The organism is Saprospiraceae bacterium (assembly GCA_016709995.1).
Taxonomy (GTDB): Bacteria; Bacteroidota; Bacteroidia; order Chitinophagales; family Saprospiraceae; genus JADJLQ01.
The window spans coordinates 725,457-743,730 of the sequence record JADJLQ010000002.1 but is presented as its reverse complement, the minus strand read 5'-3'; the positions used below and the strand labels follow the sequence as shown (position 1 = coordinate 743,730).

Sequence of the window (18,274 nt, the reverse complement as noted above, 5' to 3'; positions counted from 1 at the left end):
AATAGCTTAATGAATTTCGAAAATTATTCTTTACCCTACGCAGCGAATGAGCTTTATACCCAGCGAGTAGCCTATTTTTCTATGGAGTTTGCCATCCATCAGCCATTAAAAATCTATAGCGGTGGCCTTGGTTTTCTCGCGGGCTCGCACATGCGCAGCGCGTACGAACTCAAACAAAACCTCATCGGCATCGGTATTTTGTGGAAGTATGGCTATTATGATCAGGCACGTAACCAGGATCAGACCTTATTAGCTACCTGGTATGAAAAAAACTATTATTTCCTGGAAGAGACCGGCATCAAGTTTCAAATATCCATTCATAACAGCCCTGTTTGGGTTAAAGCGATGTATCTCAGTCCATACGTGTTCAGGTCAGCCCCGGTCTTTTTTCTGACGACAGATCTGCCTGAAAACGACTATGTATCACAGACCATATGTCATAAATTATATGATGCCAACGAAGCGACCAAAATAGCTCAATTCATCTTATTGGGTCTCGGTGGTGCCAAGCTACTCGACCTGCTCAATTACAATGCGGATTTTTATCATTTAAATGAAGCGCATGCTGCCAGTTCTATCTTCCATCTCTACAAAAAACTGGGTTCCAAAGAAGCAGTAAAAGAAAAATTGGTGTTTACTACCCATACCCCGGAAGAAGCTGGCAATGAAAAACACGACATCTACTTATGCGAACAAATGGGTTATTTTAATGGTATCCCCCTGGATGAAGTCCGTGAGATCACGGGCATGGATGGTGATCTGATCAATCACTCCCTGGTAGCTTTGCGATTTGCCAAACGTGCCAATGGAGTAAGCAAACTTCATGGAGAGGTCAGTCGTAAGATGTGGGCCCCCTACGAAGGCATCTGCGAGATATACTCCATCACCAACGCTCAAAACTACAATTACTGGTCTGATAAAAAGCTCTACAACGCCATGGAAGAAGGGGATGATGACGCTTTTGATGAACGCAAACGATACTTGCAGAAAAGATCTTTTGAGAATGTAAGTGATCAATGTGGTAAAATCTACAACCCTGATATTTGTACCATCGTATGGGCCAGGAGATTTGCCGGATATAAGCGACCGGATATCCTCACCTGGGATATGGCGCGGCTAGAGGCTTTACTCAGCAGTGTCAAATATCCTATACAAATCATATGGGCCGGCAAACCTTATCCTATGGATTATGCAGCCATCAGTACTTTTAACAACCTCGTGATACTCAGTAAAAAGTATAAAAATCTCGCGGTGCTCACCGGGTATGAACTCAACCTGAGCAAACGGTTAAAACAATGCGCCGATGTCTGGCTCAATACTCCCCGCGTACCCAGGGAAGCCAGCGGAACCAGCGGCATGACCGCTGCTATGTCAGGTGCAGTCAATTTCAGTACGTTTGATGGTTGGATTTGCGAATTTGCCAAACACGGCCAAAACTCCTTCATCGTACCACCGGTAGAATATGACAAAATGCGTCAAACCGAGCAGGACGCTTATGATATGAATCAGCTTTTTGATATACTAGAGAAAGAAATCCTGCCTACATTTTATGATCAACCGGCTAAGTGGAGAGAAATCACTCAACAAGGCATGAAGGATGTGCGGTACCAATTTGAGAGTAAACGCATGGCTGATGAGTATTATAAGATAATGTATCGGTAGGCAAGTGGCGCCTTCAGGGCCGCATATTGTCTTTGTCCCAAATGGAAGCCAACTCCAAGGCACTGCCTGGCTAAGCACAAAGCAGGAGGTGGCCTTAAAGGAACCGCCTGCTAGCAGCCGCACTCCATCTGATGTAACTTTTCGTACAAACCTGCGTCAACTTTACAGATTTGCATTCCTTGTGTAATCTATTCAACTTTGCAATTTCTCTATTAAATCCTGCTAGTAGATGCGAGCGATACTATTACTATTATTGATTTTGGGGGCAAAACCCGGTTTTGCGCAGTCAGCATTTGAAGCTATCACTTATGACACCATATATTCTTACGATATAGCCTCATTAAAATGTCATGTGTCCGGCTTGCCACTGTCCATGCCGGTCTATGAATTAAATACCGGAGGTACAATCAGCATTTCATATGATGATCTTCGCAGTGGATCCCACCGTTATAGATATGAATTGATCCATATGGACAAAGATTGGAAACAAGATCAGTTGGATGAAATAGAATATATCGATGGTTTTAACCGCTCTGAGATCAGAGATTATACTTACTCTACTAACCGAAATATCGATTATACTCACTATACTTTTTATCTACCCAATAATGATCTTCGATTTAAAATTTCAGGCAATTACCTGCTTAGGGTATACGAAGAGATCAAGCGTGGACACCGGGATTACATCTTTTCCCGCAGGATCCTGGTAGTCGATCCTAAGGTGAGGCTCCATGCCTTGTTTGCCCGACCTACAGATGCATTGAAATACAGAACACATCAGGAGGTAGATTTTGAAATATCAATCAAAGGATTTCCAATTTATAATCCGAGGGAAGAAGTGACCTGCGCTGTCATGCAAAATGGACGATGGTCTACATTGATCTCTGATCTTAAACAAAACCGTGACAAAACAGAATATCTCGTGTTTGATTATTTTGACAAAGTCAGCTTTCCTGCGGGTAAAGAGTTTAGGATATTTGATATCAGATCATTGCTGTATCGAAGCCGATTTGTGACTAAAATCACAGATACTAAAGATGATGTCATAGTCACTTTGCGTGAAGACAAAGAGCGAGGCCCTATCAACTTTATAGATGAAAGGGATGCTAATGGCAATTACCTTCTTGAAAATAAAGACTTTCCCGACGGTAATAGATCATCAGAGTATGCCTGGGTAGATTTTACCCTCAACTGTCCTGAATTTACTAATCACAAGGTGTATATCATGGGAGCCTTCGCAGATTGGCAGTGCAAGGAGCCCTATCTCATGAAATATGATGCAGCATCCGGGGCTTATCTGGGTTCCGCATATCTGAAGCAGGGGTATTACAATTATACTTATGCTGTCCAGGATCGCAGTGGAGCCTTTACCTTCTCCCCTATCGATGGAGATTGGTATGAGACAGAGAATGAGTACCAGATCATGGTTTATTATCGACCCTTTGGAGGTCGATATGACCAGTTGATTGCTTTTCAGACCTCCATTCCTTAATCGACCATTCAATTAATAATTTGATCTGAGGCAGGAATAGAAATGCAGGGCTACGCTCATATTGCTCGGTATTAAATCTCTTGACAATGCCTACTTGTAAGGGAAAAAACACTGACATTGTTGCGCAGGGTTTGATTATCTTTGCATTTTATTTCACCAGATTAAATATTTTATGGGTAAAGGCGACAAAAGAACTAAACGTGGTAAGATCACCATCGGATCCTATGGCAATAGCCGTCCTCACAAAGAGGTAATCAATCCAGAGGCCACCGCTCCGGTAGCAGCCAAAGCTGCTAAGCCAGCTGCCAAACCAGCTGCACCTAAAGCTGAAAAAAAGAAAAAAGCATAATATTTAAATTATTGCTTTTCATGGTTATGAGGCCATTCTGCACAAGGATGGCCTTTTTGGTTTAGCTATTATTTGACTTTTGACCAGGACGAGATCTTGAAGTTAGTCCTTTGCTGGTCTTCCGAGCCGCCATAAATGATCATTTTATCCTGGAGAGGGATTGAGGTTATTTTTTCAAATTTTTCAATCCCTGAATACATAGAGCTGGTAATAGTACTACTTGCCTTGATCTCATACACATTCAATTTGCCACTTTTGGCATACATCAGGTCTATTTCCAGTCCGTTAGAATCCCTCCAAAAGTTGTATTCTCTGTGCTGGGTCAGATGAGCATTTCTTTTCATCAGCTCACTGATTATGGTGTTTTCAAATAGGTTGCCCCAGTTGGAAAATGTAGGATCGATTTCCCCATTTCTGATACCAAGCAGGTGACAGAGAAGTCCGGTATCGTAAAAATATAGTTTTGGAGACTTGATCAGCCGTTTGCTGAAGTTGTTATAAAACGGTGTTACTGTATAAAGAATATAACTTGTCTCAAGGACCGATAGCCAATTTCTGGATGTACTGTGACTTATTCCTGCGTCCCTTGCCAAATCATTATAGTTAAGTAAGGAGCCGGCTCTGACGGCACAATGTTTTAAAAAATTCCTAAAAGACTTGCTATCCTGGACATGCACCAGTTGTGTTACATCTCTGCTCACATACGTATCTATATAATTAGCATAAAATTCGTCCGGGTCTATCTGCCGATTGAATACCGCAGGATAAAATCCTTTCACAAAAACCTCAGATAAATTGGGAGATAGCCAGTCTGCTGATCTCATTTCATCAAAATCAAAAGGGAAAAGTCTAAATAATCCTACTCTCCCGGCCAATGATTGTGTGATCTGCTGCATAAGATGAAAGTTTTGTGAACCGGAGAGAATATATTGCCCCATGACCTGATTTTGATCCACGACCGTTTGCAGATAGGAGAATATATCCGGAGCCCGCTGTACTTCGTCTAAAATGGTTTTGTCGTTATATAGTTTTAAAAATCCTCTTGGGTCTTCCAAAGCAAATGATCTGGAATCAGGATTTTCCAGTGACACATATTTATAGTCTGGAAGCATCGTTCGCAGCAGAGTGGTCTTGCCGGATTGCCGCGGTCCAGTCAAGGCCAGGATGGGGTATTTAGATAGTGATTTTTTAAAATTTTGCCCAAGATTTCGGTATATCATATATGATTGATTGTCAGTGTAAAAATAATAAAAATATTCAATCTGCATAACTATTATATTCAATATACATAAGTATTATTTTCAATCTGCATAGGTTAAATAACCGATCTGCATAAAAACCTTACACGGAGTTAAACGCAGTTAAAAAATAAAATGAGCTTTAGCAGGGATACCGGTCAACTACAGTGAATGAAGAGCGCTATATCCCAAAATATCCACTTAAGGTGTTATTAGTCAATAGATTAATACGATATTTTGGCGAAAGTATGCTGGAACCTAGGTCTACCGGCTTAATCCTACTTCGCAATCAATTCTGTGACCATCGCCTGCCATTCCGACTCCAGCGTCCCATTAAACCTGGACCTGCCGGCCCGGCGATACCAATAATCGGCATTCCAGTCATCTCCTTCCTTGCGATGGAGATAAGCGTGGATGGCAGCGGAAGTACGATCATCTTCATCCTGGATCAATTTGTGCGCGAGGGTCCAGTCCCCACTGGCATCATACCAAAGCGCTTTTAAATGAAGTCCTACCGTCTCAGGGGGTTGCTTCGATCCGAGGCTATCGATAAATTGAGTTTTATCCATTGATATTATTTTGGCTCCAATTTGAGCGATTGCAGGACTTCTTCACTGAGCCTGATTTCGCGACTTAGATTCATTTTGCCCTCATAAAATAAAGTCAAGGTCACCCGTTCATTGGCATACATCGATGGCAAATACAGATCAAAATGTCCGGTGGCATCGGTCGTATCTTTATAAACTCCACCATTGATATCCAATATAACACCACTGGCTGGCCGGGAGTCAAAATGAGCCACTTTTCCTGTCCAATGTTGTTTATTTTCGACAGCAGGGCTGGTTTCTGGAGGGAGCGATAGTTTACTTGCGGATGTAGGTTGCTGCACCCATTTGAACAGGAGTATGGCCAGAAGTAATACGATGGGGGCAGCTAACCACCACGCTTTGGAGATAGGTTTCTGACCCTTTTCAGCGGGCTGGGTGGTATTTGATTTTTTAAGTTTGCCGGTTGACAGCGCTTCCTGAGCAGAAGGTATTGCAAATCCTTCATTGGCGATCGCATAGACCTCCATCGGTTCCTCTACATTTTTGAACGGAAAAGATCCAACCAATACGGTTTTAAACTCAGGGTGGTTTTTTATCTTATTGTAGATTTCTTTGGAAAAAAGGATGGCTCCCGCCACACCCAGTGTTTCGATCCTGGAAGCGATATTGATGCCATCTCCATGTACTTTACCGCTTTCCTCGATTAATACATCCGCAATATGAATGCCTACCCTGATATTGACTACCGGTTCTTTTTTGAGCTCTTGCTGGATAGCCATAGCGCACTGGATGACCTGGATGGCGCTGGGCAAGACACTCATACTACCATCACCCATATCGTTTTTGACTTCACCTCCAAACTGCTGGACACAAGTATCTACTACGTATTGGTGTCGTTTCTGCATCTTTATTGCCAGGATCTCATCGCGCTGCATGACAGCAGTATAACCCACCATATCTGTAAAGAGTATAGCGGCTAGTTTGCGCGTATATTTATCGAGTTCCAACATCAAGCCAGGCTGTAAATCAAGATAAATATATTATTTTTCCAAAGCATATAAGTTGATTGGCACTGGATGCGAGGCAAATCACTTAGCAAAAAGGTCTATAAAAAAAGGACTTTATCGTCAACGATGATCAAAGTTTAAGAATGATCACTTTCAGGAAGTTTTGAATTTCAGATTGTAAATTTGAATTATATAAAAAATAATATTGTTAAAGTACCATTACAAACTTCACTTTTCGTTGATATTCTACATATACTTGAGCTGATGAAAATCTATTTACCCTTTTTGTGTGCTTTATTCGTTCAAATAGTGGCGGCTCAGACCAGTGTCACCCTCAAAGGCAAAGTCGTAGAACTCCATGAGAATAAAACTACCGGTGTGCCCGGAGTCGTGGTCAGTGTCAGTGGCGAAAGTTATGATGTCACTGCACAGGATGGTAGTTTTAAATTATTTGCACCTGATGGACTGGACCAGGTCACGATAACCATCAAAGGCACGACCAATTCTATGGTGACGCCCTATGATGGCAAAGTCAATCTTCCGCCTTTGGCACAACCTATTTTGATCCGGATCTGTAATGAAAAGAATGTAAAACTGTTGGAGAAAATCCAGGGTCTGAACAATCGCATTAAAAAAATGCAAATGGCTCAAAAACTGAGCGACCGACAAGTTGAGCAGCTTCAACAGACGATGATCGATACCATCCTGCATTTTCAGGCAGTGATAGAAGACTATGCTACCCGCCTGGAATCTTCAGAGTCCACCAACAAAGATTTGCAACAACGCATCCTGCAACTCGAAAAAACTAACAGTGAGCTGGAAGAAAAACTCTTTATTGCCTTAGGTGAAAAGTACAAGAATCAAAAAATCTACTTTGATGATATCACGAAAAATCTCAACAACTATATTTCCAGGTTAAAGGATGTACACAAAAATATCCCCGAGAATGCCCTGGCCTGTCTTTCCAACACCCCGATGGCTTGTGATCGTTTTTATCAGATGATCGATAAGTACAATCAAGCCAGGAATGTGATCAATGAACAAAAAGAGATCCAGGTAAAAGCTGTAGAACAATACTGGTCAGACCCATCTGTAGCAGTCGAGCTACAAAAATTATACACCTATATATTGGAAGACATTCACCAACCCTTGCTTTTCGATAAAATGAATGAGGTCATCATCGATCCTTTAAAAAGCCGATCCCAGGGTAACCTCAGTCTCAAAGCCGGGCGAAAAATCATCTCCGAAAAGGGAGAAGCCCTCAAAGACCAACTCGACCCTATGATCACACAGCTTGATCTCAACAAAACATCTTTATATCTATTGCTTACAAACTCCATACAATAATGAAAATCATTCTCTCCTGCTGCACTTTGCTCCTGGTCGTTCTTTTACAATTTTCCTGCAATCCCTCTTGTGAACCCCTGGTTGGTCTCGAGGTCATGCCCGCTACCGGAGTCAGTGGTACAGAAGTACTCTTACGGGCTACCCCATTAGAATCCCTGATCGATCAGGACCTGGAGATCAGGTTTGGGTCTAAGCCGGTTATAGAAAAAAGATTCCATCCACAGCTGGGATTGGTCATCACTATTCCGGAAGGGGTGAGTGGCAACACCGATTTGGTCGTATCTACTCCAGACTGCCAGGAGCGTTTAAATTTTAATGCGGTGACGGAAGCTTTTTTTGAAACCAATAAAAGTTTTATTCCCCCGGCTGTACCTCAGCTATTTATCCCTATTGCCCCACTGCCCCCTTTTCCTCCTTCTTTGGAAAATGCCTGGCTGCACCCGATCAAGACCGACTATTGTATCTGGTTTAAGTTTCTTAAAGATCCTGCCGGAAAATGCACTACTTCGATCGACCCGACCCAAAGCTTCGAGCAGTCGACCTGCAATGGATCTAATACGGCCTTGCTCTATAACAAAAACCCCATCTTCGGAGTATTGGATCCTGCCAAAAACCTGGTCCATTTCTGGATCGATCGATCTAAATCGCCTGGTGGAAACCTCGGAACCGAGGAATTCATCGGATCCTTTATCAATATCAATGACACTCCGTATAAAACCTGGGAGCTCATAGCCTGTACACCAGCCATCGGTTGGAAACGGCAACGCAATCATATGATCGTAGCGACTTCTCAGACTACCCATAGACAACTCATCATTTACCAACAAGCTTTCAATGATCCAAATTTTGGAATTGACTGCAAATAAATAGTATAGATGATGAAATTATTACCAAAAACCATCAGTTTGGGGATTGCAGTATGTTGTTTTTGCAGTTCTTTATATGCTCAGACTACCTCTTCCACCAAACCGGCCGAAGAGGAAGAACAAAAATTTTCTTTCGGCAATATATCTCCTGTCATTTTAAAAAAAGATGGGATAGAAGTGAGCACGACGCATGACCTTTCTTCCTATTGGATCACCTCCAAATTTGGATCCCGTATCCTGGACCGATATAGGGTGAGCAGATTTGACGGCAATCTCAATGTACAGTATGGCTTTGCTCATAACAAAAGATGGGACTTAGGCGCCCAGGTAAAATATGGGCGGGTACGCCTGGATGAAAATTCGCGAAGCTCCCCGTTTAAAGTCTTTAGCGCAGCAGATGCTACCAGCCAGATCTATAGCGGAGTATCTGCCGTCGGACTTCGTATCAGGACAGCCCCTTTTGAAAACAATACTGCTTTTACATTACAAGGTTCGATCTTGTTTCCAATAGCCAAAGATGAGCTCACCCGGACAGCCCTCAGCATGGATAGGATACAGACAGACCTGGTAGGCACTTATTTTAAAAGCCTGGACGATAACCAGAGTTTGTATTTATACCTGCAAGGCAGATATCTGTTGCAACTGGCCAATAAGGAGAATGATCGCACGACCCACTTCCCGGGTTTGAGCGTATTATTGGTCAAATCATTGTTTGACCAGACTGTATTCCTGTTTCCCGGATTGTCTTATCTCAGCGCTTTTCAACAAAACTACGCCGGAGGTCGCTGGAGCCAACAGTCACAGTTTTTGATGATGTCGATCGGAGCTCAGGTACAGCCTGTGACCAATCTAAGTGTATTCATCAATGCCCAGCGCCCTATGATCTACAGCGCTAAAAACAATATTTATTCTGACCTGGTGAAAAACAGTTATTCTGATTGGGCGGTAGGCGTCAGGCTAGTACTTTAAGGTTGAAACGCAGCTTCAGCGTCGACATATTGTTCGCATCAGGTTTCATAAAAGGTAGTTAGTAAAATACATCATTGCACTTTATATTTTGGTTTAGAAAGGTTCGATTTTGTCCTGCACCAAAAATTGAACACACAGGTTGCAGGAATAGGACGCTATTTTACACGACCAGTTCCATTACAGAGATTCATTCAGAAAAAAACATAAAATGAAAAGAAACAAATTCATCACGGCCATGACTGCCCTTTTGTCTGCCCCATTTCTCTCTTTAGCCAAAGGAAAGACACAGCCTTCCCGACCAGGCAAGGCTTTTAAAATCAATGCCGGCGAAGGCAGATTGCATGGCCATATTCAATTAAAAGGCGTCAATACCAATATCCTGGATGTAAAAATCTCAGGTAAGGATACTAACGGCGACCTGGCCATATTTGAACAGACTTCCTTATCCCAGGGCAGAGGCACGCCCCTCCATGTACACCTCCACCAGGATGAGGTGTTTTATGTGCTGGAAGGGGCCTATTATTTTCAGGTAGGAGAGGAAAAGTTTAATCTGACCGTGGGTGATAGTATATTCCTGCCCCGCCAGGTGCCTCACGCATGGACTCAAAGATCAGCCAGTGGCAAAATGACCGTAATCCTGCAGCCTGCCGGCAAACTGGAAGATTTTTTTGTGACGATGTCCAGCCTGGACCATACCCCCGGCCAGGCAGAAATGGCCAAAATATTTGAAGACAATGATATGAAAGTGGTTGGACCTCCATTGATGCTCGATTAGGTGAAAATCAAAAGTTAAACAGAGGGAAGATCCCGGTTTTTGATCTGATGTATTTTTCGGATTAGTAGCTATTATCCAACAAAATTAAATGTTTCCGTCACCCTTGAATGGCAATGTCAAACTCAGATATTGGGTCGCACCCCAAGGTCATACAGCTTAGCGATATCAGCCTTTGATGCATTATTTCCTATTTATACAGTCAGCTTCCTATGTTGAAAATAGGATCTGAAGGGCCAAATCCTGTATTTGCAAGGACTGTTACGACAAAACTATAATCCTCTTACATAGACACCCAATAAGAGAAATACATATCCAGCTAATAATATCCAATCGCCATTCGCAGCGATAACCGGACTTATAGTAGCTCCAAATAATCCCAAAAGGACGAGTACAACGCTAATGATTACAGTGGAGTTTTTTGGTGCTTGTGGCGATAATTTATTCATAATACATTTATTTATAAGGTGAAATGCATGTAATATATAAAGAATTTTACTGATTCTTTTCAAAAGGTACACCGACTCGACCCGTTTCCTGTTTCTCCGTTTCAGAGGAGTTTTACTCCGATTTAACCATTCACTCCGACTTTTCACTTTTCAGCTTCGGAGGAGCTGCACTCCGACCCTCATCATCCACATCTAAAAAACTTATACGCCAAGCAACTTTCCTCTTCCACCCATCACCATTTCAATGCATACCCCAATTCCGTGATCAGGTCACTACTGCTCTTCGCGGCATCAGACAATAGGTACCTGCTCCGTCGATTAAGTCGCAGGTAGAGCTGATGCTGTTTGCGAAGTTGATAGGTATTTTGCCAAAGGATATTGATCACCCGGTGGCTATGAACAGCTTCAGTATAAATCTCCTGGTCGACCAGGGTCCAGGCTGATAACAATCGATTTTTCAAAAAACTGCGTTGGTATTGAAGACTGGGCCCGATGGTGGATTGATGGAGTGCTGAGAGCGTGTTTTGAGTGAATTGCAGACTGATATTCATATTCCAGGTTTTACCGGCACGGTAACTGTATGCAGCCTGTGCAAATAAAAACCGGGTCAGGTCTAGCTGGATGGCGTCATCTACGATGGTCTGACCTTTTTGATATTGGAAGGTGGCGACCAGTCCGGATTCCTGACCATTGCCCCAATTATACATCAGGGTAGTACCAGCCTGGCTCTGTGTAGATACCAGATATAATGAATCCAGGGGCTGAGTTGGATTTAGATTGTTTCTAAATCTGACCGTATTGGAGATATTGCTCCATTGTAGTTGCCACTGAAGGTTTTGTAAGGGGGAGTAATTAATTTGGGCGGAGCCTATGCCTCTTAAGATTTGATTGCTCTCATTGCGCTCTAGGTAGTTGCGCTGGATGCCGGAGCGAACTGCCAGGGTTAGTTTATTTTTGAGGGCATTCACCCGGGCATGAATAGTATAGTTTTCAAAATCATCCTGAAAGTATAAGGTGCCCAGGCTACGGAATCCCGGATCTACATGGTCAAACTGAAATCCGACCAACACTTTTTTGGCATTATAATTAACCTTGGTCATCCAGGCATGCCGATAAGCTGATGAAAATCTAGGGGTAAATAGACCCAGGATATGGTGTGCATAATTACTTTCTTCCGCAGTGGTTGCACGGGTGTCACGAGAGAAAAGACTATAGGTATAATCGAAGTGAGCACTCCAGGGTCCCCATCGCTTGTAAGTCTGAAGGGCCAGGGCCAGATTTTCTGCAGGCTGGAGGGTGGAGGTATGTGCCTCAAAGGGGATCGAAGATGTTTCATCCTGAGCATGAAACATAGTCAGTGCTATCTTCGCTTTTTCGGTCTCATAACCACTCTTGATACCCCAACCCATTCGCTTAAATGCAGGGTCCAGGCCTTGCAGCGTAAGGTAATCATCAGCGACCGCCCTTTTTAATCTTCCGTACATGCCTGTGAATCGAAACCTGCCGGGTTTGAGCTCTAATCCGATGCCTCTAAACTGGTGCCCGCTCAAGGTGTAGGGAGACAGCTCCAGACTCCGGTCACCCAGATGTACCGTGCCCCATTTATAGGTAGGACTGATGCCTGCAAATGTATAAGCCGGTAGATGATAGATGGAATTGCCATTAGAATACAAAAATGAAAAGGGTGCTTGAATACCCGCAATATCGAATTGAAGCTGAGCAAATGCGCGATAAGTCAGATCAGGGTAATAGGCCGTTTGATTTTTGCTTTGATAGAGCTGACCCAGTAGGTCCACAGCACCATATACTTTGACAGGATCCCTTTTTAATCTCGTGCCGACATCTCCAATGGCCTTCTGGATATCTTGTCCCAGGGACTCATATTGGGGTGCGATAAAAACAAAAACTAAAATTGTAATTCGCAACAATCGACGAGAACTTAAACGAGAAAAATATATGATTATTAAGTTGTTCATCACCAACTGATCGTATTCATATTCTGTTCCCTAAAAATATTTAATATTTAGTATTCCAGATCTTCTTTTCTTTAAATAATTGTTTTTATCTTTTTTCCAAAATTTAGAACCACTATGCATGTACGACACACAGGCGAAACGTTTTATCTGTGTTTGTTTTTGCTGATCTTCGTACCATCCGGCATTTTTTCGAATAATGATGTCAGGTTCAGCATAAAAACCTATCCTTTTACCGCTGTACATAATGATACACTCCCGCAGGTCACCCTGGATCCACTGTTAGCTCAGTTGGCAGAAGACTCTATCGATTTGGGTGGCAACTTTGATGAATTAAATAAGGCCAGGAGCGTCCTGGCTTATGCTTTGGACAAATCTAAACTGGTAGATAAAATATCTGGAGGTGACTGGCAGACATTACCCATCGTACTCCAAAAAGAAATTAATAATGTCACTTACACCATGGGGGTCACCGATGTCTATCTCCATCCCTCATTTATTCAGGCCAGTGTGTATTTGAGTATCGAGATTCCCCAACAAAAAAAAGTACTTTATTTTGGTTCTCCTGATATAAAATTTTCCAGCACCGGAGGCATTATTGGTGATGCCAGGTTGGGTTTGTTGGCAGATTATGCAATCAATCTGGGTGCCAACAAATCCCTCTTGATATTAAAAGGAATGTACCGGGAGGATCAGGCTAATGGATGTTTTGTTCGCATTGATTGTGATGGATTTAAAGAATTAAGTCTTGATGCAGAAGTTTTATTTAGTCGTGACCTCGTCGTACCTGTCGATGGTCAGGGGGAGCCAAAAAGTACCGGTCGCGTCAGAGGCAGATTTTCGTTGATATGCTCTGATTGGAATGATATCCTGACCACGATCGAGCTTCCGGATTTTGCGATGTCAGGATACCAGGATATAGCTTTTAGCCTTAATACAGCAGTGATAGATCTCAGCGATATCCGCAATGATCCTGCAGTCATTTTTCCAAAAGAATATGAAGATCCGGAAGGAGGAGGCATGGATGTAACCTGGCGGGGTGTTTATGTCAATAGCCTTCAAGTCATTCTTCCACGCCAGTTTAAAAAACGAAACGGTGCTGATCGCCTGACATTTACCGCCAACCATTTATTATTGGACCACAGTGGTGTCAGTGGTCATTTTTTTGGAGGAAACCTGCTCACCATAGACGAGGGAGCGATGAACAAATGGAGCTATTCATTAGATACGGTCCACGCTCAGTTCGTCCAGAACCGGATCAAAGGATTTGGTTTTAATGGCAATATGCAAATCCCGATAGCAAATAGCAGAAAAAAACAAGGCATAGACTATGGCGCTTTTATGGACGAAGGCGGAACTTTTAAATTCAATGCCGGAATCATGCAGGATATGCAGTTTCCGATCTTTCAAGCCGGTCGGGTCTCCATTGAGAAAAATTCTAAGGTGATAGTTACAGTGACCAAAGATGAATTTCTGCCGGAGGCCGTACTATTTGGAGATATGAGTATCCAGGCTTCACTTAAAGGCGATAAAATAGACAGTCCTGATTCAAATGCACTGTTTTTAGTTGGTAAGTTGAGGTTTGAAGGTCTCCATCTAAGTACTATTGCTCCTTATATGTCCGTGCAGCATTTTGATTTGGGGTCTGGCTCAGCTTTGGCAAAATTTCCTGTCAACATAAATAATTGTGGATTTAAATCTCAGGATGCAGCAGCCAGACTAACTTTTGGGCTTAGTGTCAACCTGGTGCCCGAAAATGAAACAGCATTTGGGTTGAATACAGTGACCACGATCACCGGCAGCATGGATCCATCCTCGCCAATCCATCAATGGAGTTTCAATAAATTCGAATTGGATGCGCTGGAGTTAAAAATGAAATTAAAATGTTTTTCCCTCGATGGCAGACTATATGTGTTTGAAGACGATCCGGATTATGGCACAGGATTCCAGGGAAGTTTAAAAGCGGCCCTTGAAATAAGCACATCAAAAAAATTCGAATTTGAAAGCAACGCTTTATTTGGAAGGACCAGCACCTACAGGTATTGGTATGCGGACGGATTGGCCCACCTGGGCAATGGGGTTCAACTGGGAGGAGGCTTACAGTTGACAGGATTTGGAGGTGGTGCTTATAGAAAAATGAGTGTAGCTGGAAGGACCACGCCAGGTAGTGCAGGTCTGGGAGTAAATGCCAGTGGAATCAAATATATACCGGATGAAAAGGTAGGCTTGGGCATCATCGCTGCCGTAGCTTTGGCCGAAGTCAATCCATCTCTTTTTTCTGCTACCGCGACTTTGGATATGGCATTTGGTGCTGCTGGTGGACTGCTTGCAGTAAACTTCAGAGGGTATGGAGAATTTTTGGCCAAAGCAACACTTAAAACGGGTTTAGCCGGATCGCTAGAAAAAAGGCTGGATCAATTGGCTTCCCTGGGCTTAAAAAAATCTGTTGAGCAAGACAAAACAGAGGCTTCCAATATCAGTGGTGCCATAGCTGCCTCTTTATTTTTAAATGCTGATTTTGCCAATGATGTGTTTCACGGCAATCTTGCCATTTTTGTAGATATAGCCCATGGTACTATTCGGGGAGCTTCCAACCCTCCTGGTTCCTATGCGGGTGGTGCTGATCTTTTATTTACTCCTGGCAAATGGCATATATATCTTGGGACATGGGACTCCAGATTGGCTGCTGCCCTCAACCTGGGAGCATTAAAAGGGTATGCAGGGGCTTATTTTATGACTGGCAATGACCTGGGTGCTCCTCCGCCCCTTGACCCAAAGATCATGGATGAATTGGGCATCCGTGCAGAATCATTGAGTATGGATCGCAGTCAGCATCAGGCGGCTTTGATCAGTGGCAGTGGCCTTGCTTTTGGAGCCAATGCCTCCATCATTTTCGATTATCAGCGTGGACAAAAATACATCCATATCGGAGCAGGGGCCGGCTTTGAAGTCTATTGTATTGATTACGGAGAATCTGCCCGATGTAGCAACCTCCCTATTGCTGCTCCGATTGGTGCCAATGGGTGGCGCGCAGGGGGGAATATCTATGCTTTTGTCCATTTAAGTGGAAAGTGGTTTATTAGATTGCCCAATATCGGCCTGGCGCTTTTGATCAAATCTGATCTGCCTAACCCCAACCAATTTATAGCGGCTTTTAAAATCATCGGAATTAAATTTGAAATCAATTCAGGTGAGTCCTGCGTGCTGGCACAATGAAAATTGATCTTTTAAAATACTTCGTCGTATTGACACTTTTCTTGTCCAATCTGAATCTCTATGGTCAAACCTTCGAAGTCAATCCTACAATTCAATTAAAAGGAAAACTGAAGTCAAATAAACTCTGGCTTCGCTGGGTGATGTATGACCAGGCAGCCTGGTTACAGGGTATCTCTAATGGGTATACACTTAAAAAATATAGGGTGCTTGGCGATAATAAGACTGTAGAATGGGTAAAAAAAATTCGTCCTGTCAGCAAACCTGATTGGCCTCCGTCTGCCGATAGTTTGACAGATATCGAAGGTTTATATCAGTTGATTTATTATTCCGATCAGGAGCTTATAGCAGAATTGCCCAAAAAACTAAATGGTGAAAATTTTGAATATAGCAAGGAGGAGATCAAAGCGCTGCGACATATCCAGTGTCATCTGGCTGCGAATAATAGTTTTCAGGCTGCGATCCTCCAGGGCATCGCTTACGAAGATCTGGAGCTACTCAATGGCGCTGTCTACGAATATACTTTGCTCACGAGTAAGGATTCAGTTTCTCTAAGATTTGATCCTAAAACAACCGTGACGGCTACTTTGCCACCCAGGATGGAATACAAGTTAGACGAAATCAATTTGGAGTTTAATTGGGATGGAAAAGAACGATTCGACACCTACCACGGTTATGTGGCCGAAATTTCTCTGGATGGCAATAATTTTGTCGCGTCCACCTCCGGCGTATTATCTAATTATAGTGAAAATGCGCTGGGGGAAAACTTTAGAGAACAATTTTACTGGCGCGATTCAGTCAACCCGGGGAGCGAAGCATGGTATCGATTGAGAGGGGTAGATTATTTTGGCGAGATCAATAACCCCGGCCCAACGGTGAGAATACATCAACCCATAAGGATACCCAATCCAGTAATCTTAGATTATCAGGTTTTGAATCGGCAAGCCATCATCAACTGGTATTACGAACCAAAATTTGAAAAGGAACTCAGTCACTTTCAAATCTGGGTCAGCGACTCCATAGGAGGTGCGCAAAAAATGGTCCAGGACAATATTCACCGGTCTCAACGAAGTTTTCAAGTGGATCTGGATCATACCACTAAGTATTATTTTATTAGATTGATTCGTTCAGAGGGAAATATATCGATGGGTTCATTTCCAATCATGGTTGTTCCCCAGGATGCTACTCCTCCAGCTGCTCCCCGGTGGGAATCTGCCATTTGTGATAGTACGGGACAGGTGTCCTTAAATTGGTTTAAAAACTCCGAAGTCGATTTACACGGATATAGGGTTTTTCGGTCAAACAATCTCCTTGACGAATTTGGTCAGATCACCCTCAATACGGTACCGGATAGTTTTCACATTGATTCTATCAGTTTAGATAATCTATCCCCATACATCTATTATAAAATTGCAGCTGAAGATATCAGTGGTAATCTTTCGGTCCTGTCGTCAGTCATCAAAGTGGCCAGATATGATACGATCCCTCCCTCACCACCCCAATTCTATCAATGGATTCCAACGGAAAAGTCTATCGAATTGCATTGGTATCCAAGCTCGTCGATTGATGTGAGCAGTACCGCTTTGTTGAGAAAACCACTTCATTCGGATGAATGGACCGAGATCAAACTCATCGAAGCATCAGATACAATGAATGTCCACATAGATGAAAACCTTATTCAGGATTCGTTTTATATCTACAGTTTGGTTTGTTATGATCATGCCGGCAATAAAAGCCAATTGGCAGAGCCGATCACGGCAAGGTCATTAGCTATATCCAGATACCCGAGGATGGAAGACATTCGTTCAAAATATGACAGTACCTCCAATGCCATTATTTTTAATTGGTCCTATACTCCCGGACCTATCGCGGAGTTTTGGATTTATAGAACCCATAGCGCTTCACCTATAACCCTATTGACCACTATAGAAGGGGTGACCAGGTCTTGGGCAGATTATGATATCAAAAAGGGAACCACCTATATCTACCGGATAAAAGCACTGATGCAGAATGGAAGAGACTCGTTCTTATCCCGACCTATTGTAGTAGAGACCCGGTAGTTTTTGAGGAGTTTCACTCCGAAAATTTCCACAAACATCGTTTCCTGATTGTCCTAAATGTTTGTGAGGAGTTTCACTCCGAAGTTTCCACGGTACCCATTTTAAAAGGACACCATCCCCGTTCCTGAGGAGTTTCACTCCGAAATTTCATCTTTTCTAAAGGATCGTAATCAGAAGCACCCTTTTCTAAGGAGTTTGCCACACAAAACAGTTACCCCCTTCAGAGTAAAACTCCTCCAAAACGGTAATATGGTTACCATCTAAGTTAGTTCAAATGCTGAATGATTGGGAAATTTTATTGTTCACACCGAACTTACAAGGAAATCCGA

The 18,274-nt window shown here is 42.9% G+C and carries 14 protein-coding genes; 9 read left to right on the top strand and 5 right to left on the bottom strand.

All coding sequences use genetic code 11. The annotated features are described in order from the left end of the window. Nucleotides 1-9 precede the first annotated feature (9 nt). The 3 genes from glgP to IPJ09_17400 all read left to right on the top strand — a co-directional run bounded on the left by glgP (nucleotide 10) and on the right by IPJ09_17400 (nucleotide 3,503). A complete protein-coding gene (gene glgP / locus IPJ09_17410; protein MBK7373185.1) occupies nucleotides 10-1,662 on the top strand; it encodes an alpha-glucan family phosphorylase in 1,653 nt (550 codons plus the stop codon). Nucleotides 1,663-1,891: 229 nt separating this feature from the next. Next, the gene (locus IPJ09_17405; GenBank protein ID MBK7373184.1) at nucleotides 1,892-3,154 is read left to right on the top strand and encodes a DUF5103 domain-containing protein; all 1,263 of its coding nucleotides are present in this window, start codon (nucleotides 1,892-1,894) and stop codon (nucleotides 3,152-3,154) included. 172 nt (nucleotides 3,155-3,326) lie between these two features. Next, entirely contained in the window at nucleotides 3,327-3,503 is a 177-nt protein-coding gene (locus IPJ09_17400) for a 30S ribosomal protein THX (protein ID MBK7373183.1), read from the top strand. 68 nt (nucleotides 3,504-3,571) lie between these two features. On the opposite strand, the gene IPJ09_17395 is transcribed toward IPJ09_17400, so the two are convergent. The 3 genes from IPJ09_17395 to IPJ09_17385 form a co-directional block, all read right to left on the bottom strand. After that, nucleotides 3,572-4,723 (bottom strand): ATP-binding protein, encoded by a 1,152-nt coding sequence (locus IPJ09_17395; protein MBK7373182.1) that lies wholly within the window; start codon nucleotides 4,721-4,723, stop codon nucleotides 3,572-3,574. 296 nt (nucleotides 4,724-5,019) lie between these two features. After that, entirely contained in the window at nucleotides 5,020-5,310 is a 291-nt protein-coding gene (locus tag IPJ09_17390; protein MBK7373181.1) for a hypothetical protein, read from the bottom strand. A 5-nt stretch (nucleotides 5,311-5,315) separates the two neighbouring features. Beyond that, nucleotides 5,316-6,299, bottom strand: a complete 984-nt coding sequence (locus IPJ09_17385; protein ID MBK7373180.1) for an adenylate/guanylate cyclase domain-containing protein — start codon at nucleotides 6,297-6,299, stop codon at nucleotides 5,316-5,318. A 261-nt stretch (nucleotides 6,300-6,560) separates the two neighbouring features. Between IPJ09_17385 and IPJ09_17380 the strand changes: the two genes are divergently transcribed. The 4 genes from IPJ09_17380 to IPJ09_17365 all read left to right on the top strand — a co-directional run bounded on the left by IPJ09_17380 (nucleotide 6,561) and on the right by IPJ09_17365 (nucleotide 10,253). Then, on the top strand, nucleotides 6,561-7,643 hold the full coding sequence (locus tag IPJ09_17380; protein MBK7373179.1) for a hypothetical protein: 1,083 nt from the start codon (nucleotides 6,561-6,563) through the stop codon (nucleotides 7,641-7,643). After that, a complete protein-coding gene (locus tag IPJ09_17375; protein MBK7373178.1) occupies nucleotides 7,643-8,509 on the top strand; it encodes a hypothetical protein in 867 nt (288 codons plus the stop codon). The genes IPJ09_17380 and IPJ09_17375 overlap by 1 nt, the downstream gene beginning before the upstream one ends. 9 nt (nucleotides 8,510-8,518) lie before the next feature. Continuing rightward, the gene (locus tag IPJ09_17370) at nucleotides 8,519-9,478 is read left to right on the top strand and encodes a hypothetical protein (GenBank protein ID MBK7373177.1); all 960 of its coding nucleotides are present in this window, start codon (nucleotides 8,519-8,521) and stop codon (nucleotides 9,476-9,478) included. Between the two features lie 208 nt (nucleotides 9,479-9,686). After that, the gene (locus IPJ09_17365; GenBank protein ID MBK7373176.1) at nucleotides 9,687-10,253 is read left to right on the top strand and encodes a cupin domain-containing protein; all 567 of its coding nucleotides are present in this window, start codon (nucleotides 9,687-9,689) and stop codon (nucleotides 10,251-10,253) included. 269 nt (nucleotides 10,254-10,522) lie between these two features. On the opposite strand, the gene IPJ09_17360 is transcribed toward IPJ09_17365, so the two are convergent. Continuing rightward, complete coding sequence (locus IPJ09_17360) at nucleotides 10,523-10,699, bottom strand: hypothetical protein (protein MBK7373175.1); 177 nt, start codon at nucleotides 10,697-10,699, stop codon at nucleotides 10,523-10,525. Nucleotides 10,700-10,932: 233 nt separating this feature from the next. Then, complete coding sequence (locus IPJ09_17355; GenBank protein ID MBK7373174.1) at nucleotides 10,933-12,627, bottom strand: hypothetical protein; 1,695 nt, start codon at nucleotides 12,625-12,627, stop codon at nucleotides 10,933-10,935. Between the two features lie 162 nt (nucleotides 12,628-12,789). Here IPJ09_17355 and IPJ09_17350 point away from each other — a divergent pair, with 162 nt between their 5' ends. Beyond that, the gene (locus IPJ09_17350) at nucleotides 12,790-15,888 is read left to right on the top strand and encodes a hypothetical protein (protein MBK7373173.1); all 3,099 of its coding nucleotides are present in this window, start codon (nucleotides 12,790-12,792) and stop codon (nucleotides 15,886-15,888) included. After that, nucleotides 15,885-17,945 (top strand): hypothetical protein, encoded by a 2,061-nt coding sequence (locus tag IPJ09_17345; protein ID MBK7373172.1) that lies wholly within the window; start codon nucleotides 15,885-15,887, stop codon nucleotides 17,943-17,945. Before IPJ09_17350 ends, IPJ09_17345 begins: the two co-directional genes overlap by 4 nt. The last annotated feature ends 329 nt before the right edge of the window (nucleotides 17,946-18,274 follow it).